Source organism: Streptomyces liangshanensis, from assembly GCF_011694815.1.
Lineage (GTDB): Bacteria > Actinomycetota > Actinomycetes > Streptomycetales > Streptomycetaceae > Streptomyces > Streptomyces liangshanensis.
The window spans coordinates 4664243-4684283 of the sequence record NZ_CP050177.1; the positions used below are offsets into that span (position 1 = coordinate 4664243).

The window sequence follows — 20041 nt, forward strand, 5'->3', positions numbered from 1 at the left end:
CGGAGAGCCTGACCCACATCGACGCGTCCGGCGCGGCCCGCATGGTCGACGTCTCGGCGAAGGACGTCACCGCGCGCACCGCCCGCGCCAGCGGACGCGTCCTGGTCTCGCCGCGTGTCGTCGAGCTGCTCAGGGGCGGGGGAGTGCCCAAGGGGGACGCCCTCGCCACGGCCCGTATCGCCGGCATCATGGGCGCCAAGCGGACCCCGGACCTGATCCCGCTCTGCCACCCGCTCGCCCTCTCGGGCGTCACGCTGGACCTGGTGGTGGCGGACGACGCCGTGGAGATCCTGGCGACGGTCAGGACGACGGACCGCACCGGCGTGGAGATGGAGGCCCTCACGGCCGTCTCCGTGGCCGCGCTCACGGTGGTCGACATGGTCAAGGCGGTCGACAAGGGCGCCGTGATCACGGACGTACGGGTCGAGGAGAAGACCGGCGGCAAGTCGGGGACCTGGACGCGCGCGGCGCGTGACGGTGACGGGGGTACGGCATGACGGACGATTCCGCACCCCGGACCGCCCCCTACCGCGCGCTGGTCGTCACGGCCTCCAACCGCGCCGCCGCCGGGGTCTACGCCGACACGGGCGGCCCGATCCTGGTCGAAGGCCTCACCGCGCTCGGCTTCGCGGTCGACGGCCCCCGGGTCGTCCCCGACGGCGACCCGGTCGAGCGGGCGCTGCGCGACGGCGTGGCCGCCGCGTACGACGTCATCCTGACCACCGGCGGTACGGGCATCTCGCCCACGGACCGCACCCCGGACGTCACCCGGCGTGTCCTGGACCACGAGGTCCCCGGCATCCCGGAGGCCATCCGCGCCCAGGGCGCCGCCAAGGTCCCCACCGCCGCACTCTCGCGCGGGCTGGCGGGCGTGGCCGGCCGGACGCTGATCGTCAACCTGCCGGGCTCGTCCGGCGGCGTGCGCGACGGCCTCGCGGTCCTCGGGAAGCTCCTCACCCATGCCGTGGACCAGCTCCGCGGCGGCGATCACCCCCGTACCTCCGGATGAACCCCTCCTGGCCCGCGCTGCTGGTGGACGGAGACGTGACGCTCCGTCCGATAAGGATGCGCGACCAGCGCGCCTGGCGAGAGGTCAACCGGCGCAACCGCGACTGGCTCCGTCCTTGGGAGGCGACGATCCCGCCGCCCGCCCCGGGTGCGCCGCTCGCCCAGCGCCCCACGTACCGCCAGATGGTCCGTCACCTGCGTGCCGAGGCGAACGCGGGCCGGATGCTGCCGTTCGTCATCGAGTACCAGGGGCGGCTGGTCGGGCAGTTGACCGTCGCCGGGATCACCTGGGGGTCCATGTGCTCGGGGCACGTCGGCTACTGGGTGGACCGTGAGGTCGCCGGCCGCGGCGTCATGCCGACGGCGGTGGCCATGGCGGTCGACCACTGCTTCCGTTCGGTCGGGCTGCACCGCGTCGAGATCTGCATCCGCCCCGAGAACGGGCCGAGCCGCCGCGTCGTCGAAAAACTGGGATTCCGCGAGGAGGGGCTGCGCCCGCGCTATCTCCACATCGACGGAGCGTGGCGGGATCATCTCATTTACGTACTCACGGCGGAGGAGGCCCCGGAGGGGCTGGTGCACCGCTGGCACCAGGCGCGGAGGCCGGGAACGTCAAGGAAATGACATAAGTGTTCGAATCCGGTCCGATGTGACCATCAAGCGATCCGAACAATCACAAAAAAAGTCCGTGATATCAGCCAGATCGTGCGACACACCGGCCCAATTGGCGGATGCCCTCGCGCGAACCCCTCTACGGTGTGAACCGTGAGCAGCAGCGGCCTCATCTACGCAGTCATCGTCGGGGCCTGGGCCGCCTACTTGGTGCCGATGTGGCTCCGCAGGCAGGACGAGCTCAACGAGGCACGCCCGACGGAACGGTTCAGCACCGCGATCCGGTTGCTGTCCGGCCGGGGCGCCATGGAGCGTCGTTACGCCAGGGAGCTACAGGAACGTGCCGCCGAGGAGGCGGGTTCCGACGTCGAACCGGACGCTCGGACGGAGTCGATGAGCTCCGTCGACGTCCGGGCCTTCTCCGCGCCCCCGGACCGGACCGAGGCGCGCCTGGAGATCCCCACCGAGCTTCGCGGCAACCTCCAGGCACCGCCCGCCCGGCCCCCGGCGCAGCGCCCCGCGCCGCCCCGGCAGGCGGCGGCCCAGGCGGCACCGGCACAGGTCCACGCCCCCGTCCCGGACCCCGATCCCGACCCCGCGCCCGCGCGTCGGGAGCGCAGGTCCCGTACGGCCCGTCCGGTACGGGTCCCGCGCGCGGGACGCCAGTCGGGCGCCGCGGCGGAACGCGCCCGGCGCTCGCAGGTCCTCGCGCGCCGGCGCCGTACCACCGTCCTCCTCTTCCTGGCCTTCACCCTCGGCGCGATCGTGGCCGCCGTGGGAGGCCTGGGACTGCTCTGGGCACCGGCCGTCCCGGCGGTCCTGCTCAGCGTCTACATCGTGCATCTGCGCGGCCAGGAGCGACGGCGCTTCGCCTTCACCATGGACCGGCGCAGGGCCGAGGCGGCGGCGCAGCGCCTGCGGGAGAACCGGCCGCGCCGCCACCAGCCGTCGCCCGCCGGCGGCGCCGGCACCGGAGCGGGGGAGCCGGACGAGGAGGAGCCGGAATCCTCGCCCGACACGGCGCCCCCGGTGACGGTCTCGCCGCAGGAGGCGGGCCGCCGCGCCCTGGTCGAGCAGACGGACCACGCGGAGTGGGTGGACCAGCAGCGCGAACGCGGCCCGGCGCGCGGCGACAGCTGGGAGCCCGTCCCGGTCCCGCTCCCGACGTACGTGACGGCCCCCGTCGCGCCCCGCGCGAACGGCGGAGTCGAGGTCGGCGACCCCGAGACCTGGAGCGCGGCCCGCTCCTCCACGGCGGAACCCACCCCGGAGGCCGCCCCGCAGCCCCCGGCCTCCCGCACCCCACCACCCCGCCGCAACCGCGACCGGGGCAGGACCCCCCTCTTCGACCAGTACGAGGAGGGCGACCGCCCCCGAGCGGCCAACGAGTGACGACCACCCCGTGACCAGCCGCCGACCGCCACCAACGGATTTCCGGGCACGGCGACGGGGGTGCTAAGGTTTCACTCGTTGCAAGGGCCTGTAGCGCAGTCTGGTAGCGCACCTCGTTCGCATCGAGGGGGTCAGGGGTTCGAATCCCCTCAGGTCCACCGCAGCTCAAAGCCCCTACCGGGGAGACCCGGTAGGGGCTTTTCTGTGCCGTACAGCAGCTACTTCGGATCTTGATTGCCGAGATGACTCCCGAGCTTGCGCAGGGCCTTGCGCGTGGCCTCCGAGGAGATGTGGGTGTAGACCTCCGTCGTCACCGCGGGATGGCAGCTGGGGCGAGTGGTGGCTACTGTGGCGCTTTCGCGCGCGAGACCAGGTGGGCGAGAGATGAGGAGACCCGTGCGGGATCGCCTATACGTACGCTTTCAGGGAGTGGTCCGGAGTCGGCGCGGCCATTTTCCCGGCGTGTTCGCTCTGGCCAACGGCCTTGCTCGTGACGGGAAGCTCAGCGAGGACGAGTACCGGTTCTGGCGAGCCAACAACGACTGGTACGACGCGGCCTATCCCGACCCATCGACTACCGACCCCAGGGTGTACGACCACGAACTGCACCCCGGTGCGGTGGCTTGGTTCAAGAGCACCGCTACCCACCTGATCGACCGGGTGTCTGGCTACCTGGAGATTCTGGACGTCCACGGAGTGCGGTGCGAGCGCATCGAGTCGCCATCGCCCGGTCGGATCATCTACGAAGACGATGTTCAGGTTGTTGTGGTGCCGTTCGAGGGACCGCCTGTAGCAGCAGTACAGCAGCGAAGTACAGCAACCACCGCGCCCGGACCACCTCGCCGGTAGTTCGCATTGAGGGCTCGGGAGTGGTTAGCGAGATCCCGTCCGGTCTGATCGACCGGACGGGATTTCGGCGTTTCCGGACCGTTTTCGTTCGAGCCGGCGGACCTGGCCGGCGGCGCGGGAGCCGGGCCTTCAGGGCGCTTCGCCGTGCGGCGGGCGCAGGTCCTGCGTGGGTTCGCTTTGGGGGGTGGCGGGGTTAGGGGGTTGGGGTGGGGAGGGGGATGGGGGTGTATGGGGGCTCTGTGTGTTTCAGGGTGGCTGATTTCGCTGCTTGGTGGTGGTGCAGGAGTTGGGAGATCAGTTGTACGCCGGCTGGTAGGTCGTCTCTGATCAGTACGTCCAGGCGGTCGGAATGGTGGACGTAGCTGCCGTGCTCGTTCTTTACGGAGGTGCTGCCGCCGGTCTCCGCTCGGCCCAGGTCGGCTGTCTGGAGCGCGGTGGAGAGTTCCGCGGCGAAGTCCTGTGCGAAGCGCCAGGGGTGTCCGGCGGCGGGCAGGGTGAGGGTCAGCCGCCAGGAGCTACTGCCGGCCAAGGGGCTGGGGCCGTGCCAGGTGGCTATCAGCTCGCCCTGTTCCAGGCCCGCAAGCGTTTCCACGGCCCAGGCCGCCTCCGCCGACGCGATCGGCTGGGACAGCGCGCGGAGCAGCGTCGGGTGGTCGAAGCCCGCGCGGGACAGCGCGGAGGCGAGAGGGGCCAGGTGGTGGTGGCCGTTCGGTTGTGTGCAGAGGTTGAGGGAGGACTGTACGTCGGGGGTATGGAGTGCGGGATTCGTTCGTATGGAGGTGAGTCGGTCCGTCGCGCGGGCTAGGAGGGCGGACCAGGCGGCGAACGGGAACTCCTTCGACTCGGGCTCCCTCAGGGAGTACAGCGGCAGTCCGTCGCGATCGTGCTGGGTCACCGCTCGGTGGCCGTCGGGTCGGGTCCGCCACTCGATTCCGGTGCTGCGGAGGTCGCGTAGGTCGAACCAGTCGCGGGTCTCCGACCGGATGGCCGCCAGCGCTCCGGGGGCTGCTGGCTTGTCCGTTGCCGCGGGCCGGACCGCGGCGAAGGCCGCGTTCGCGAGTGGGGTGACCGCGTCCAGGTTCTCGTTCTCGGTGAGGAACGCGAAACGCAGCAGCAGCGCCAGCATCGGGCCCGGATGCCGCAGGGCCGGGTTGTGCAGGGCTGCCGCGCGGCACAGCAGGTCCAGTTCGGACCAGGGCATGACGTGGGGGTGGAAGTGGGCCAGGTCGTCCCAGCCCACGGTCTCGGCCTCGGCGGTCCGGGGCGAGCGGACGGCGAGGTTGACGTAGGCGACGCCGGGCTCGAACTCCAGCTCCAGCCCCAGGTCGTGATCCAACCAGAAGGCCGCCCGGAGGACCTCGTCCTCCGCCTCCTCGCCCTCCTCTTCCTCGTTCTCCCTGGCCTCCTCGTAGGCCTCCATCGCGTGGTCGTCGAAGAGGTACAAGGGCCAGAAGTCCGGCTCCGCGGCGCGGGCGGTCAGATCGTCGTCACGAGACATGCGAACACGCTAGCGACCCGGTCCGACATCGCTCGCAGGGCGGCTCCGAAGTCGCCGGGCGAGTGGCCGCGTTGCTTGCTCGGCGCTCACCCCAGGAGATCGTCGCGACGCAGCAGGTCCTGTGGGATCTGATGGCCGACTCCTACCGGAATCCGCTGTGGGCCGCCGCGTACGTGCTCAACGGCGGGTGCTCGGACGACGGGTTCGACTACTTCCGCGGGTGGTTGATAGCCCAGGGGCGTACGACGTTCGAGCGCGTCCTTGATGCCCCCGACTCGCTCGCCGAACTCCCGGACGTCCGCGCCGCCGCGGGGGAGGGGGCTGACTTCGACTGCGAGGAGATGCTGAGCGTCGCCTGGAACGCGCATTTGGCGGTGACCGGTCAGGAGCTTCCCGCCGACGCCTTCACCATCCGGTACCCGGACTTGTACCGAGACCCCGCCTGGAACTTCGATTTCGACGACGAGGACGAGATGTCGCGCAGGCTCGCTGCCCTGACCGCGCTGACCGCGTCGGGTGGGAAGTAGACCTCCACGACTCCACGACGGCGTTTCTGACCTCGTACGTCTGCTTGGGGAGTGGTACGGAACCGGGCCGCGTTCCGGTGGGGGGTCGGGGCAGCATGGTGGGGTGCCTGGGCTGCTGTGGGATGACGTGAAGTGCTTCTTCGACCCGGAGTTGATGGGGGCGCTGCCCGATGTGGTGGTGGCCGGGGCCTCGGTGGGCGGGTGGCAGATGGTGCTCGACCTCGTTGGTGAGCGTGGTTGGGCGTGTCGGTACTCCGAGGGTGGGGTGGTGTTGCCGCTGCCCCGGGCGGAGGTGGTTCTGTCCCGCCCGGCTGGCGCCGAATGCCCGGAGCTCAGGGTCTGGCCCGTTGCCGGCATGCTGGCGATCTTCCGGTTCTCGGCGGCGGACGAGATCGACGTCGACCTGCGGGAGATCCAGGGCCAGGAACGACTGGACGCGTTCTGCGGCTTCCTGCGGGTGCTCGGTCTGCGGCTGGGGAAGTCCGTGCTGGTGCATTCCGAGGGCGGTGAGTGCGGCCCCCCGGCGCTCGGGTTCGATGTGGAGGTCGGTCGCGTGGTGGTGTAGGCGGCGCGCTGAGGCCGCCCCCGGTTCGGGCGGGCGAACCGGGGGCGGGTGCGGTGGGTCAGAACTGGGTCACGTAGTACGGGGACACCGTCAGGGTGCCGTTGGCGCGGGCGCCGGTGAGGGGGCCCGAGGAGGTCTGGGACAGGGTGTACCAGGAGTCCACGTAGTCGGGGTCGTTGGTGTACCAGGAGGCGGGGATCGCGTCGAGGATCGCGTTCACCAGGGGGATGTAGGCGCCCAGGTCGGTGATGGTGAGCAGGGCGTCCGCCAGGGCCTTGGCCAGAGCCTGGTAGTTGGTGTCGCCGTCGTCCTCCATCATCACGACGTCGGCGAGGTTGTACTTGTAGGAGGACCAGTTCACGAGGATCTGGTTCGGGTTGTACGTCGTGCCGTCGTTGTCCAGGTACGGCATGTCGACCGTGTCGACGCGCACCTTGCCGTCGAAACCGAAGCCGCTGACGATCGAGAAGACCTCCGCGTCGCCCGAGACCCAGGGCTCCTCGTCGTTCGACAGCCGGACCGAGTCGATCTTTGTGGTCCAGAAGCCCGCGGAGAGGGAGGAGGTGGGGGACTTCTCGCTGGTGCGTGTGGGGGTGCGTGTGGCGGAGGGCGCGGGGGCCGGTATGCCCCTGGCCGTCAGCTCCTTGTTCAGCGTCCTCAGGCCCGCCTCCGTCGCCCGCGCCCCGTCGATGTCCACCACGTACACCGGGCGGTCCGGGACACGGTCGGCGTCCAGCGTGTGGGCGCGGCCCCGGCTGTCGTACGCGGTGATCGTCTCCGCGCCGTCCTCCGTGGCGGCCGCCGCCACCAACGGGGCCGTACCCGAGGCCAGTTCGGCGCGCATGGACGGGGACGCCAGGCGCAGGCGCAGCAGCGAGCCCGTGTCGGACGCGAGGCCCTTGGCCTCGGCGATGCGGCGGTCGGCGGTCGCGACGGCCGGTTCGAGGGCGCTTCCCGCGCCGGTGCGGGTACGGCTCGTCAGCGCGCGCAGGTCGACCTCGTCCGAGGCGAGCGCGGCGGTACGCACCTGGGTCCGCCAACTCCCCTCACTGAGCGAGGCGGCGAACGCGCGCGCCGTGCTGTCCTCGATGACCCCGACCGTGGACGGTGCGGAGATCGGTGCCGCGCCCGCCGTCGGCGACGCCACGCCTTGCAGCGTGGCGACAGCGGCGGCGCAGAGTGCGAGAGCGAGGGCACGGCGGCGTGCGCGGGGTGTGCGCGACATGCGGAACGGGCTCAAGCGATCCTCCTGGAGGCCGGCCGCCCGTGCCTCTCGGCGCGGCGGCGGTGTGGGGGCCGTACGGGGCGGTACGGGAGCGTTCAGGATTGCGCCGGATCGATCTATGCGGGTAGACAGCGCCGTGAAAAGCATGTCCGTGGCATGTCAAATGCACAAGGGCGCCCAGGTGAACAAACGCGGGCGCGCTCAGAGCACCAGATGCATCACGTGCAGCCCCACGTACCCCTTGGCCGGATGCCGGAACGCCCCGGGCACCGTGCCCACCACCTCGAAGCCCAGCGAGCGGTACAGCCTCACCGCGTGCTCGTTCGTCTCCACCACCGCGTTGAACTGCATCCCCCTGAACCCCGCCGCCCGCGCCCACTCCACCGAGTGCTCGCACAGCGCGCGGCCCACGCCCTGCCCGGAGCGCGCCGGGTCCACCATGTAGCTCGCGCTCGCGACGTGCGCGCCGTTGCCCATCTGGTTCGCGTTCATCTTCGCCGTACCGAGGACCGTCCCGTCGTCGTCGACGGCGACGACCGTACGGTTCGGGGCCGACAGGAGCCACATGTCCCGCCCGCCCTCCTCGGTCAGGTCGACCGGGTAGGTGAAGGTGTCGCCCGCGGCGACGATGTCCCGGAAGAAGGGCCAGATGGCGGGCCAGTCCGCGGCCGTGGTGTCTCGGATCAACATCCGGACACCATGGCATGCGGGCCGCATCAGCGCCGAACGGTTTACGGCGAGCGGGGTCAGCCGTTCCCTCCCTGCCCGTTCCCTCCCTCCCCGAGCGCGTACGGCATCGACCGCACCCGGTTGTCGAAGTTCGACGGCACCAGCACCGGCGCGCCCGTCGCGCGCAGGTCCGGCGCCCGCGTCAGCAGCTCGCGGAACAGCGCCTTCATCTCCTGCTTGGCGAGGTACGTGCCCAGGCAGTAGTGCGGCCCCCCGCCCCCGTACCCGACATGCGGGTTCGGGCTGCGCGTGATGTCGAAGGCGTCCGGGTCGGTGAAGACGGCCTCGTCGCGGTTGGCCGACGCGTAGAAGAGCACCACCTTGTCGCCCTTGCGGAAGGCGTGGCCGTTCATCCGGTGGTCGCGGGTGAGCGTGCGCCGGAACTGGATGATCGGCGTCGAGTGCCGCACGATCTCCTCCGTCGCGCCGTCCGCGTACCGGTCGAAGTCCTCCACCAGCAGGGCCCGTTGCGCCGGATGGCGGGTGAGCAGGTCCAGGCCGTGCGCGATGGCGTTACGGGTCGTCTCGACGCCCGCGACCATCAGGAGCGAGAAGAAGGCGCCCAGTTGACGGCCCGTCAGCGACTGCCCGTCGATGTCGGCGCTGACCAGCATCGAGACCAGGTCGTCCGTGGGGTTCTTGCGCCGCTCCCGCCCCAGGTCCGCCACCATGCCCTGCATCGAGGCCAGCGCCCGCAGCCCCTTGCCCGGCATCCGGAACCGGTCGCGGGCCGCGCGCGCCACCCCCGTGTCGCCCGAGGCGCGGTTCACCTGGCCGAGGATCGCGGGCCGTTCCGCCTCCGGGATGCCCATCAGGTTGCAGATGACCTCGAACGGCATCCGGGACGCGACGGCCGTGACGAAGTCCCCCGCCCGGTCACCGAGAGCCCCGCCCCCGGCCCCCGTACCCCCGGCCCCCGCACCCCCCTCCGCCAGCACGTCGTCGACGATCCGGGCCGCCACCGCCCGGATGTCCTCCTCCGTACGCCCGAGGATGCGCGGGGTGAAGGACCGGGAGACGATACGGCGCAGCTGCGCGTGCCGGGGCCCGTCCAGATTGACCAGGGAGTCGCCGAACAGGGCGCGCACCCAGCGGGCCGGCTCGGGCGTCGTGGCGCCCGGCGCGCTGGCGAACACCTCGGGGTTACGGCTCGCCTCGACCACGTCCGCGTGCCGGACCAGCGCGTGGAATCCCCGCTCCCGCCGCCCCCGGCCCCTTTCCCGCTCCACGAAGTACTGAGGCGCCTCCCATTGGCGCAGCAGCGCGAATGCGCGCAGCCTTTCGGCGTGCGGGAGTTGCCAGAACGACGGATCTCCGAGATCCGGTCGCGGTCTTCCCGGCTCTTCTCCCTCTACCGCGGCCTGTTCCGCCAGCGTGGTCATGGGAATTCCCTTCCGATCGGTGTGACCGTGGTCGCGCGTGGTCAAGGAGCTTGCCACGAAAAGGAGGTCCGGGCGGGGGACCAACTCTCGTACAGGAGAACGAGAAAGGAGTGCGCTCGCCCACTCGGGTGAAGCGGGCTCACGGACATTCCCCGCGGGCCGCTACTGTGCGGGAGCATGACCACTCCCCACACCGCCGCGAACACCCTCAAGTACACCCCTCTCCTGGGTACCCTTTCGGTGATTCCGTGGACCAGCGACCCGACCGACGAAGAACGCAACGCGCCCTATCTGCTCGCCTATTCACTGGGTGACGGCCGCGAGGGGCCGGAGGTCGGCGAGGAGACGATGCGGACCGTCCTCGGCGAGGTCGGGCTGAAGCCCGGCGGCGACCTGGTGGACGTCGGCCGCAACCCCGGCCTCGGGATCAAGCTGCTGGTGGAGGCCGGACGGGCCGTCCTGACCATGCCGTACCTCAACGCGCAGTGCCCCGTCCCGCCGGAGTGGGAGGAGGACGCCCGGGGGATCGGGCAGGTCTACTTCATGGTCGCCACCCGCCCGTGGACGTCGGGAACGCCGGGAAAGCCCGTCACCGAGGAGCAGTTGCGGGCCTTCGTCGGCGACGACGAGGTCCTTTCCAGCGCCGCGCACTGCCTGCTGCCGGTACGGAGCCTGCGCGGCTGAATCCGTACCGCCCGGCGAACGCGTAAAGGGAGCGTGGAAAGCATGGCGTCAGCACTGGTCGGCAAGGCGACAGCAGGCGAAGGACACAGGAAACCCGGCGGCGACGGAACGGCGAGGGAACCGGCGACGGCCGACGGAACCGGCCTTTCCCCGGCCGGAGTTCGGGCATTCGCGCTGATGCTGGTGATCACCGGTGCGATGGGAACGCTGGCGGCGTGGGTGATCACCCTCGACAAGTTCAAGCTGCTGGAGGACCCGAATTTCACCCCGGGGTGCAGCCTGAACCCGGTGGTGTCCTGCGGGAACATCATGAAGAGCGAGCAGGCCTCGGTCTTCGGATTCCCGAATCCGATGCTGGGGCTCGCGACCTATCCCGTGGTGATCGGGATCGGTGTCGCGCTGCTCGCCGGGGCGCGCTACCACCGCTGGTTCTGGCTCGGGTTGAACGCGGGCGCGCTGTTCGGCGTCGCGTTCTGCACCTGGCTCCAGTTCGAGTCGCTCTACCGGATCAACTCGCTGTGCCTGTGGTGCTGCCTGGCCTGGGTCGGCACGATCGTCATGTTCTGGTACGTGACCTCGCACAACCTCCGCCACGGGATCATCCCCGCGCCGGCCGGGCTGCGGGATGCGCTGGGCGAGTTCACCTGGGTCCTGCCCGTGCTGCACCTCGGGATCATCGGCATGCTGATCCTCACCCGCTGGTGGGACTTCTGGATCAGTTGACGGTCCCGGCCGGGCCGACGGTACGAGAAGCCGGGGCGGTCCGGGCAGCCGGAGCGGTGCGGCCCCCGGCCCCGGCGACGGGGCGGGGGGCCGGCACGGCGAACGAAGCTCCGCCGCTACTTGCCCAGCGGGAGTCCGCCGAGGAGCTTGTTGCCCTTCGACTTGCTCAGGCCGGCCGCGGTGTCCTTGACCGCGTTGACGAGCGAGCCCTTGTTCTTCGGGTCGAGCGCGTTGGTGTTGACGGGCGAACCGCTGCGCAGCCCGTCACTCGCCAGGGTGTCGACAGCGCCGTTCAGGCTCATCGAGGACGGGCCTTCGGCGGCGAAGGCGGGGCTGGCGGCACCCAGCGCCATCATGGAACCGGCGACGACCGCGGCGACCTTCATGGGCTTCATTCTTGAATCCTTCTTTCAGCGATGTCCGTTGCGAGGCGGCGAAACAAAGGGCGAGACAACTCGCCTGTCGCACAGGCCTCTTGGAGGTCTCCCTTGCGTGGCCTCGTCATGGGTAACGATTCCTGGGCGCGCCGGAAACTCCGTGGGGAAGGAATTCTGGGCAGGCCACCCGAATGAAGCGGACTCGGCCTATCCTCCTATGAAATCCCCCGCGCCCGGACCCCTGGGTGCGGGGTCCGGGCGCGGGAGGGTACGACAGCCCGTTCTCACGGGCGTCGTGCGTTCAGGAGGACAGCTCGGGGGCCGCCGGGAGCTTCGGTGTCGTGGGGAGCGTGGGGAGTGTCGGCAGCGTGGGCGCGCCCGGGGTGGCGGGGAGCGTCGGCAGGCCGGGCAGGACACCGCTCAGCAGGTTCGTGAGCAGGCCGACGAGCGACGCCAGGAGGGACTGGATCTGGCTGACCACGTCGGCCGGGGCCGCCGCGGCGGTGGCCTTGACCAGGCCGTCCGTCGACTTCCGTACCGCGGCGAGCGCGTCGCTCCGCACGTCGGCCGGGAGCGTCTTGAAGCCCTCGTCCGCCTGCTCGGGGCCGGGCACGGCCGGCTGGGGGGCGACCGGGGCGGCCTTGCCCACGGCGGCCAGCGCGTCCTTGATCGCCGCCGCGTGCTTGTCCGCGTCGGCGGCCGGCAGCCGGCCGTTGTCGGCCTTCAGCACGTCGTTGAGCAGCGCGGTGACGGGCGTGAGGACACCGGCCACCTCGGTCAGCGGCTCGACCTTCTTGCCGAGGGCGTCGGCGGTGGGGAGCGGCGCGCGAGAGGTGTCGACACCGGCCTCGCGGAGGGCGGAGAGGGCGACGCCGGCGGAGGCGGCCTCGTCGGCGGCGTGGGTGGCGGCGACGGCCGGGCCGGCGGTGCCGAGGAGCAGGGCGACGCAGACGGCGGTGGTGGCGGCGCGGCGTGACAGCAGGGGACGCATGCAGGGGTGTCCTTTCGGGGGTGCGTCGGCAACGTTGATCTCACCGTGGGTTCCGCGACCGCGGCCCGCAACCGATCAGGCATCTGATGCCCTGTCGCCCAACTGGTGGTCGTACCTCCCCTGACCTGGTACGACCCGTCGGCGCCCGGCACCCCGGCGGCCGGCCCCGCGCCGCCGAAAGGGTGGTGGCGCCGCACCCGTACAGCGGAAGAGCCGCCCTGCCCCCGAAGGGTGGGCGGCTCTTCCTGGTGTCGACGACAACAGCGACCGAGGTCAGTTGTTGACGCAGGTGTTGCCGAAGGTCGGGTTGAGCAGGCCGATGACGTCGACCGTGTTGCCGCAGAGGTTCACGGGGATGTGGACCGGGACCTGGACCAGGTTGCCCGAGAGCACGCCGGGGGAACCGACGGCCGCGCCCTGCGCGCCGGCGTCGGCAAAGGCAACGCCGGACGCACCGGCGACGGCGGCGGCAGCCGCGGTGGACAGAACAACAGCCTTGGCGATACGCGACATGGGGGAGGGCTCCTCGGTGATAAAGGGAACGGCATGGCGGGCGCAGTTGCCCGACTCATCCATCAACGCCGCAGCAGGCCATCGGTTGCGCGCCCGAATGAGTGAAGCTCGCCCGCCGGCCGGGCGCGCGGACGTCGGCCGGGCACGCGCGGGCGCCGGACGTGAGCGGGGCGACGACGGCGTACGCGGCTTCCGCGCGTTTCGAACAGCGGACGAAGAGGTACGCGCGCCCTCGCGGTGCCTTTCGAACGACCGTTCCGGACCGGTGCTTCGAACGGGCCCCTCGAACGACACCCGCCGGGAGGAGTGGTGCGCGGCCCCGGCCGGCGCCACCCCGGACGGACGGCACGCCGGTCGCGCGTCGTACGGAGATCCCCGGGGATTCGCTTTCCCCGCCGGATCCGGGGCGCCTTCCGCATCACTTCCCCGTCCCTTCTTCCGCCGTACGCCAATAGCGCGGGGTGCTCGACTCCCGAGCACCTCAGGCGGATGACAGAGACGTTTTCCCTAAGCGCGGGTGCGGTTGTACGTTCAGCATTTTTCCCGGAGTTCCAGCGCGTCTGGCGTGATTTTCAGTCCGGTCTCTGTAAAGGTTCCCGGGTGTTTGTGTATGGAATTCAGCGACACGCCCGGACCGTATCGGCATTGCGTTCGATTCGTTGTCGGGCGTGACTCCGCTCCTCCCGGTGCGTTTCTCGTAGAGGCAGCAGCACGGGGCTGAGCTCCGTGGGTCCACGAGTGGAAAGAGTTGCGCGTGCAGCCACAGCGGCACCGGCCGGGGACCGGCTTCACGGCACTCCATCTTGTCCAGCCGGTCGACGGCGGGGTCGCGACGGTGGTCCTGGACCTGGCCGAGGCTCAGGTCGCGGACGGGATGCGGGTTGTTGTCGCGTGTCCCGGCGAGGGGCCGCTCGCCGCCGAGGCGGCGCGCAGGGGCGCGGAGGTACGGGAGTGGCGGGCCACCCGCGACCCCGGACCCGGCCTGTACGAGGAGACACGGCAGGCGGCCCGGCTCGTCGAGGACCTACGCCCCGACCTCGTCCACGCCCACAGCGCCAAGGCCGGCCTCGCCGGCCGCCTCGCCGTCCGGGGGCGCGTCCCGACCGTCTTCCAGCCGCACGCCTGGTCGTTCGAGGCGGTCGGCGGGGTGACGGGCCGCCTGGCCCGGCGCTGGGAACGGTGGGCCACCCGCTGGACCGACCGGGTCGTCTGCGTCAGTGACGCGGAACGGCTCACGGGCGAGCGCGCCGGGGTACGGGCCTCCTGGTCCGTCGTCCGCAACGGCGTCGACCTCGACCGCTTCCGGCCCGCCGAGGAACCGGCCGCCGACCCGGCCGCCCTCCGCGCGGCGCTGCCGCTCCTCGCCCCGCTGCCCGCCACCGCCCCGCTGGTCGTGTGCGTCGGGCGGCTGTGCCGGCAGAAGGGGCAGGACATCCTGCTGCGCGCCTGGCCGCTGATCGTCCGCCAGGTCCCCGGGGCCCGGCTCGTGCTCGTCGGCGACGGCCCCGAGTCCGCGGCGCTGCGGGACGCGGCCCCGGCCTCGGTGCTGTTCGCCGGAGCCGTACCGGACACCACGCCCTGGTACCGGGCGGCCGACCTGGTCGTCCTCCCCTCCCGTTGGGAAGGCATGGCCGTCGCCCCCCTGGAGGCGATGGCCTGCGGCCGCCCCGTCGTGCTCAGCGACGTGGACGGCGCGCGCGAGAGCCTGCCGCCGGGACGGGAATCCCTCTGCCTCGTACCACCCGAGGACCCGCCCGCGCTGGCGGAGGCCGTGAGCGCGCTGCTCCGGGACAGGCCGCTGCGCGAAGCCGTCGGCAGTCAGGGCCGGCGGCACGTACTCAGCAGTTACGACGTGCGGCAGACCGCGCGGGCCATCGCGGATGTCTACCGCGACGTGGCCGCCGTGCCGCGCCCCGAACGCAGGGAGCCGATCGCCCAGTGACTACCGAAAGCGCCAGCGTTCCCCCGCCGTCGGGGCGCGCGCGCCCGGCCGGCCCGTCCTCAGGACGCCCGTCCACGGTGCGTCAGCCGTCCGGCCCGCAGACACCCGGCCCGCAGGCGTCGTCCGGCCTCCAGGCGTCCGGTCACCAGACGTCCAAGCAGGCGTCCGGTCACCAGGCGTCCGGCGTCCAGGCGTCCAAGCAGGCGTCCGGCGTCCAGGCGCCGGGCGGGCAGACGGCCGGGATCCAGGCCGCCGGCGTGCAGGCCACCGGCTTGCAGGCGGCCGGTCCGCACCCCACCGCCCTGCACCCCACAACCCTGCAACCGGCCGCCCCCGGCCCCCACCCCCCGGGCCGCCGGCTCCCCGGCCGGGTCTCCGTCGCCTCCCCGCCCCGCGACACCCCCGACCGCGTGGCGGTGCCGCCCCGGCGTTCGGGGCGCGCGCCCCTGCGCTTCGGGCTGCCGCTCCTCGCGGGCGACTCGCTCGCCGCCCTGCTCTCCACCGCCTTCCTCAGCGAGGAGCAGCGCGACGCCGTCCTCCTCCCGCTGGTCCTCGCCGTGACGATGCTGAACGCGCTCGCCGGCCTCTACCGCCCCGGCCTCGTCCTGTCCGGCCTCGACCAACTGCCCACGCTCGCCGCCCGGATCGCGGTGTCGTGGTGCGCGGTCGCCGCCGTCCTCGCCGCGTTCCTCCCCGGCCACGCGCTCGGCCTGGCGGCCCTCCTCACGGCGGCCGCCCTCCAGCTCGCCGTCGGGTGCGCCTGCCGCTCCCTGGTCCACGGCCGCCGCCGCGCCACCGCCCGCAAGCGCCCCCGCTCCACCCTCGTCGTCGGCACGGCCCCGGCGGCGCGCCGCGTGGCCGCGCTCCTCGCCCAGCACCCCGAGTACGGCCTGCGGCCCGTCGGCATCGCCGCGCCCGCGCACGAGGAGGGCGGCGACACGGGCGCCCTGCCCGTCCTCACCTCCACCGAGGAGATCCACCGCGCCGTCATCCAGAACGGCGTGTGCGAGGCGGTGTTCGTCGACCCGGGCCCGGGCCCGGAGCTCACCATCGGCTCCGCCTCGGGCATCGTCCCCACCGACGGTACGGGTACGGACCGGCCCGGGCGCTGGGACCGCCCCGCGCTCGTCGGCCTCTTCCACGAGTACGGCTGCGCCACCTGGTTCGTCGGCGCCGGCCCCTGGGACCAGGCCCTCGCGCACGGCGGCGCCCCGCTCGACGGCGCCACCGGCCCCGACCACATGGCCCGCCACGTCTGGGGCCACGCGGGCCGCCGCCTGGAGCCGCCCGCCGCCCGCCGCCGCGGGGCGTTCGCCAAACGCCTGCTGGACGTCGTCATGACGGCCCCCGTCCTGCTCGCCGTCTCCCCGGTCCTGCTGGTCTGCGCCCTCGCCGTCCGGTTCTGCGACGGCCCCGGCGTGCTGTTCCGCCAGGAGCGCGTCGGCCAGGACGGCCGCCCCTTCACCCTCCTCAAGTTCCGCACCCTGCGCGCCGATCCGCACGAGGCCGCCACCCGCTGGAGCGTCGCGGGCGACCACCGGATGAGCGCGGTGGGCAACTTCCTGCGCCGTACGTCGATGGACGAGCTGCCGCAGCTGTGGAACGTCCTGCGCGGCGACATGAGCCTCGTCGGCCCGCGCCCCGAACGCCCCTACTTCGTCGCCAACTTCAGCAAGACCCACCCCGGCTACGCGGCCCGCCACCGGATGCCCGTCGGCATCACCGGCCTCGCGCAGGTGCACGGGCTGCGCGGCGACACCTCGATCGAGGACCGGTCGCGCTTCGACAACCACTACATCGACCACTGGTCGTTGTGGCAGGACGTGTGCATCCTCCTGCGGACCGCCGCGTCCCTCGTCCGCCCGGCCGGCAGCTGATGACGGCCACCGCCGCGTACCTCCCGGCCGCCGACCCCCCGTCCCCCGGGCACCCGCGGGCCGCCGCCCCCGGCGACGGCCGGACGGCCTTCGCCGAGCGGTGGCCCGGCCTGCCGGGCCGGTACGCCCCGCTGCTCCCCGCCGTCGCCGTCGTCGCGCTGCTCGCCGTACCGGCCGCCCCCGCCGGGGACGGATCCGCCGGTTCCGGCACCGTGGCCGACGCCGCGTCCGGGCTGCTCGTCCTCTTCTGCCTCGTACGGGTCCTGCGCGACCGGGCCCGCCCCCTGACCCGTACCGCAGCGCTCGTCCTCGGACTCCCCGTCCTCGGGGTGTCCGTCGCGGCGATCACCTCCCACGACCCCGCCGCCAGCCTGCCCGGGGTGGCCCGCTACCTCCAGATCTTCGTCCTCGTGCCCGCCGCGCTGCTGCTCCTCCTGCGCGACCGCCGCGACTTCCGCGTCGTCGCCGGGGCCGTCGTGGTCCTCGGCCTCGGGCAGGGCGCCCTCGGGGTCGTCCAGTACCTGACCGGCACCGGCGCCTCGTACATGGGCGAGGACATCCGCGCGGTCGGCACGTTCGGCGCGACGGACGTGATGGGCATGGCGACCGTCGTCGCGTACGCCCTGGTCATCTGCGTCGGGTACGCGCTCGGCGAGGACCGGGACGTGACGGGGCGCCGGCGCGCGGTGGCCCTGGTCTGCGCCGGACTGCTCTTCGTCCCCCTCCTGCTGTCGTTCAGCCGGGGCGCGTGGATCGCGACCGCCGTCGCCCTCCTCCTCCAACTGGCGCTCTCCGGGGTACGCCGCGCCACCCGCGTCGTCCTCGCCGCCGCCGCGCTCGGCGTGGTGCTCGTCGGCGGCCTCGGCATCGGCTCGCAGATGATCACCGAGCGGCTGAGCAGCATCACCCAGGTCGCCGACGCGCCCGACCAGTCGGTCACCGACCGGTACACGATGTGGGCCGCCGCCACCGACATGTGGCGCGAGCGCCCCGTCACCGGGGTCGGGCTCAAGGGCTTCCCCGCGTACCGCGACAGCCACTCCTCGCTCGCCCTCTCCGCCGCCAGCGACACCGCCGGCGCCGGGGCGGGCTTCCAGCGGCAGCCGCTGCTCTCCCCGCACAACATGTACCTGCTCGTCCTCAGCGAACAGGGCCTGGTCGGCGTGCTCGCGCTGGCCGGGAGCTGGGCCGCGCTGCTGGTGTGCGTGCTGCGCCGGGTGCCCGGGGCCCGCCGCTCCCGGGCCGGCGCCGGCCCGGGCCTGGTGGTCGGCGGGCTGCTGGTCTGGCAGTTGGTGGACTTCGGGTACGCGGACATCGGCGGCCCCTCGACCGTCCTGACCGCGATGATGCTGGGCCTCGCCGCCTGGTGGGGCCTGCACCGGGCCGCCGTACCGACGGACCACCGGGAACGGCCCCACGGCCACCGGCCGCCGGAGCACCACCGAGCGAACAGCGGGGCTGCCCAGGCGTGAGCGAGACCAGGCAGTCCCTTCCCGAGGTCCCCCCGCAGCCCGGCCCGCCCCGCCCGGCCGCCGGGGAGGCCGGGCCGACCGCGCAGACCGGCACGAGCGGCCTCTTCACCGGGAAGTTCCTGGCCCGCGCCGCGTTCCTCACCGCTCTGCTCACCGCCGCCGGCGCGCTCCTCGGCCTCCTGCGCGACCAGACCATCGCGCACCTGTACGGCGCCGGCCCCGACACCGACGCCTTCCTCGTCGCCTGGACCGTGCCCGAGGTCGCCTCCACGCTCCTCATCGAGGACGCCATGGCGCTCATCCTCGTCCCCGCGTTCAGCCTCGCGCTCGCCCGCCGCGCCTCCCACCAGGCCCCCGAACCCGATCCCGTGCGGGTCCTGATGCGCACGACCCTGCCCCGCCTCTTCCTCGCCCTCAGCGCGGGCGCCGCGCTGCTGGTGGCCGCCGCCCCCTGGGTCGTCGCCGCCCTCGCCCCGGGCCTGCCCGAGCCGCAGGTCGCCGTCGACTGCACCCGGCTCACCGCCACCTGCGCCTTCTCCATGGGCCTCGCCGGATACATGAGCGCCGCGCTGCGGGCGCACGGCAGCTTCGTCGCGCCCGCCATGATCTACGCCTCGTACAACGTCGGCATCATCACCACGATGCTGCTCCTCAGCGACCGGCTCGGAGTACGGGCCGCCGCCGCCGGAGTCGCCGCCGGGGGCGTCCTGATGGTCCTCGTCCAGGGCCCGGCCCTGTGGCGCAGGCTCAAGGAACGCCGGCCCGTCACCGGCCGGGAGCCCAAGGACGCGCCCCGGGTGCCGCCCGTCGCGCTGGGACTCCTCGCCCCCGTCATCGTGTTCGCGCTCAGCCGCCAGTCACAGGTCCTCATCGAGCGGTTCCTCGCCGCGCCGCTGCCCGCCGGGGCCATCTCGCACCTCAACTACGCGCAGAAGGTCGCGCAGATGCCGATGGTGCTCTCCCTGATGCTCTGCACCGTAACCTTCCCGGTGGTCGCCCGCGCCATGGCCGCCGGCGAGACCGACCGGGCGCGCCGCCGGGTCGAGCGGGACCTCGCGATGGCCGGGATCATCGTCCTGATCGGCGCCGCGACCGTCATCGCCTGCGCGCCGCAGATCATCGAGGTCCTCTTCCAGCGCGGCGCGTTCGACCACGCCGACACCGCCGCCACCGCCGCCGTGATGCGGGTGTACGCGCTCGGCCTGCTCGGCCACACCCTCGTCGGCGCCCTCGTGCGCTGCTACTTCTCCGCCGCCCGCCCCCTCTGGTTCCCCGCCCTGGCCATGCTGGTCGGCCTCGCCCTCACCACCGTGGCGGGCGCCCTCCTCGTCGAGGTCTGGGGCGTCCTCGGCATCGCCGCCGCCAACGCGCTCGGCATCACCGTCACCGCGGCCCTGCTCCTGCACGGCCTCGCCCGCCACAGCGTGCCCCTCAGGACCCGGTACATGACCGGCGCCCTGGTCAAACTCATCGCCGCCGCCGCCGCGTCGACCGGCTCGGGCTGGCTGTGCGGCGCCCTCGTCCCGTCACCCGTACTCGGCGCCACCGCCGCGTTCGTGGTGATCGCCGTCGTGTTCCTCGGGATCGCCCGCGCCCTGCGGGCCCCCGAGATCGACACCGTCCTCCGTCCCGTCACACGAAAGCTCGCTCATGCCCGCTGACACAGCGTCCGCAG

General features: G+C 72.6%; 19 protein-coding genes, 1 tRNA gene and 1 pseudogene. 14 read left to right on the forward strand and 7 right to left on the reverse strand.

Annotation, left to right across the window (positions count from 1 at the left end; translation table 11 throughout):
• The first annotated feature begins 41 nt into the window (after positions 1-41).
• The 6 genes from moaC to HA039_RS20265 all read left to right on the forward strand — a co-directional run bounded on the left by moaC (position 42) and on the right by HA039_RS20265 (position 3861).
• Positions 42-497: a cyclic pyranopterin monophosphate synthase MoaC gene (moaC, locus tag HA039_RS20240; protein WP_243870189.1), complete on the forward strand. Its 456-nt coding sequence runs from the start codon at positions 42-44 to the stop codon at positions 495-497.
• Positions 494-1009: a MogA/MoaB family molybdenum cofactor biosynthesis protein gene (locus HA039_RS20245; RefSeq protein WP_167031925.1), complete on the forward strand. Its 516-nt coding sequence runs from the start codon at positions 494-496 to the stop codon at positions 1007-1009. Before moaC ends, HA039_RS20245 begins: the two co-directional genes overlap by 4 nt.
• On the forward strand, positions 1006-1632 hold the full coding sequence (locus HA039_RS20250) for a GNAT family N-acetyltransferase (RefSeq protein ID WP_167031928.1): 627 nt from the start codon (positions 1006-1008) through the stop codon (positions 1630-1632). The genes HA039_RS20245 and HA039_RS20250 overlap by 4 nt, the downstream gene beginning before the upstream one ends.
• A gap of 141 nt (positions 1633-1773) precedes the next feature.
• Positions 1774-3012 (forward strand): divisome protein SepX/GlpR, encoded by a 1239-nt coding sequence (sepX, locus tag HA039_RS20255; protein ID WP_167031931.1) that lies wholly within the window; start codon positions 1774-1776, stop codon positions 3010-3012.
• Positions 3013-3096: 84 nt separating this feature from the next.
• A tRNA-Ala gene (locus HA039_RS20260) sits at positions 3097-3170 on the forward strand.
• A 226-nt stretch (positions 3171-3396) separates the two neighbouring features.
• Positions 3397-3861: a hypothetical protein gene (locus HA039_RS20265; protein ID WP_243869608.1), complete on the forward strand. Its 465-nt coding sequence runs from the start codon at positions 3397-3399 to the stop codon at positions 3859-3861.
• Between the two features lie 193 nt (positions 3862-4054).
• Here the strand turns inward: HA039_RS20265 and HA039_RS20270 are convergent, their stop codons facing one another.
• Positions 4055-5359 carry a hypothetical protein gene (locus tag HA039_RS20270; RefSeq protein ID WP_167031934.1) on the reverse strand — a complete coding sequence of 435 codons (1305 nt, stop codon included), beginning with the start codon at positions 5357-5359 and terminating at the stop codon, positions 4055-4057.
• A gap of 47 nt (positions 5360-5406) precedes the next feature.
• Between HA039_RS20270 and HA039_RS20275 the strand changes: the two are divergent.
• Both HA039_RS20275 and HA039_RS20280 read left to right on the forward strand, forming a co-directional pair.
• A pseudogene (locus HA039_RS20275) lies at positions 5407-5886 on the forward strand (DUF4240 domain-containing protein); the annotation flags it as partial.
• 103 nt (positions 5887-5989) lie between these two features.
• Positions 5990-6451 (forward strand): hypothetical protein, encoded by a 462-nt coding sequence (locus HA039_RS20280; protein WP_167031940.1) that lies wholly within the window; start codon positions 5990-5992, stop codon positions 6449-6451.
• Between the two features lie 58 nt (positions 6452-6509).
• Here the strand turns inward: HA039_RS20280 and HA039_RS20285 are convergent, their stop codons facing one another.
• The 3 genes from HA039_RS20285 to HA039_RS20295 all read right to left on the reverse strand — a co-directional run bounded on the left by HA039_RS20285 (position 6510) and on the right by HA039_RS20295 (position 9787).
• The gene (locus HA039_RS20285) at positions 6510-7598 is read right to left on the reverse strand and encodes a DUF3103 family protein (protein WP_243869610.1); all 1089 of its coding nucleotides are present in this window, start codon (positions 7596-7598) and stop codon (positions 6510-6512) included.
• Positions 7599-7877: 279 nt separating this feature from the next.
• Positions 7878-8366 carry a GNAT family N-acetyltransferase gene (locus tag HA039_RS20290; protein ID WP_167031943.1) on the reverse strand — a complete coding sequence of 163 codons (489 nt, stop codon included), beginning with the start codon at positions 8364-8366 and terminating at the stop codon, positions 7878-7880.
• Positions 8367-8422: 56 nt separating this feature from the next.
• Positions 8423-9787: a cytochrome P450 gene (locus HA039_RS20295; protein ID WP_167031947.1), complete on the reverse strand. Its 1365-nt coding sequence runs from the start codon at positions 9785-9787 to the stop codon at positions 8423-8425.
• A 177-nt stretch (positions 9788-9964) separates the two neighbouring features.
• Between HA039_RS20295 and HA039_RS20300 the strand changes: the two genes are divergently transcribed.
• Positions 9965-10471, forward strand: coding sequence for a DUF5949 family protein (locus tag HA039_RS20300; RefSeq protein WP_167031950.1), 507 nt, complete (start codon positions 9965-9967; stop codon positions 10469-10471).
• Between the two features lie 42 nt (positions 10472-10513).
• On the forward strand, positions 10514-11194 hold the full coding sequence (locus HA039_RS20305; RefSeq protein ID WP_167031953.1) for a vitamin K epoxide reductase family protein: 681 nt from the start codon (positions 10514-10516) through the stop codon (positions 11192-11194).
• A 116-nt stretch (positions 11195-11310) separates the two neighbouring features.
• Here HA039_RS20305 and HA039_RS20310 read toward each other — a convergent pair whose 3' ends face one another.
• The 3 genes from HA039_RS20310 to HA039_RS20320 all read right to left on the reverse strand — a co-directional run bounded on the left by HA039_RS20310 (position 11311) and on the right by HA039_RS20320 (position 13075).
• Entirely contained in the window at positions 11311-11589 is a 279-nt protein-coding gene (locus HA039_RS20310; RefSeq protein ID WP_167031957.1) for a hypothetical protein, read from the reverse strand.
• A gap of 283 nt (positions 11590-11872) precedes the next feature.
• Complete coding sequence (locus HA039_RS20315; protein ID WP_167031960.1) at positions 11873-12562, reverse strand: hypothetical protein; 690 nt, start codon at positions 12560-12562, stop codon at positions 11873-11875.
• A gap of 273 nt (positions 12563-12835) precedes the next feature.
• Positions 12836-13075, reverse strand: a complete 240-nt coding sequence (locus HA039_RS20320; RefSeq protein WP_167031963.1) for a chaplin — start codon at positions 13073-13075, stop codon at positions 12836-12838.
• A 754-nt stretch (positions 13076-13829) separates the two neighbouring features.
• Here HA039_RS20320 and HA039_RS20325 point away from each other — a divergent pair.
• From HA039_RS20325 to murJ, 4 genes are all read left to right on the forward strand, one after another.
• Entirely contained in the window at positions 13830-15017 is a 1188-nt protein-coding gene (locus tag HA039_RS20325; RefSeq protein WP_167031966.1) for a glycosyltransferase, read from the forward strand.
• Positions 15018-15094: 77 nt separating this feature from the next.
• Positions 15095-16894: a sugar transferase gene (locus HA039_RS20330; protein ID WP_243869612.1), complete on the forward strand. Its 1800-nt coding sequence runs from the start codon at positions 15095-15097 to the stop codon at positions 16892-16894.
• Complete coding sequence (locus HA039_RS20335) at positions 16894-18366, forward strand: O-antigen ligase family protein (protein ID WP_167031969.1); 1473 nt, start codon at positions 16894-16896, stop codon at positions 18364-18366. Before HA039_RS20330 ends, HA039_RS20335 begins: the two co-directional genes overlap by 1 nt.
• Complete coding sequence (gene murJ, locus HA039_RS20340; RefSeq protein WP_167031972.1) at positions 18363-20027, forward strand: murein biosynthesis integral membrane protein MurJ; 1665 nt, start codon at positions 18363-18365, stop codon at positions 20025-20027. Before HA039_RS20335 ends, murJ begins: the two co-directional genes overlap by 4 nt.
• The last annotated feature ends 14 nt before the right edge of the window (positions 20028-20041 follow it).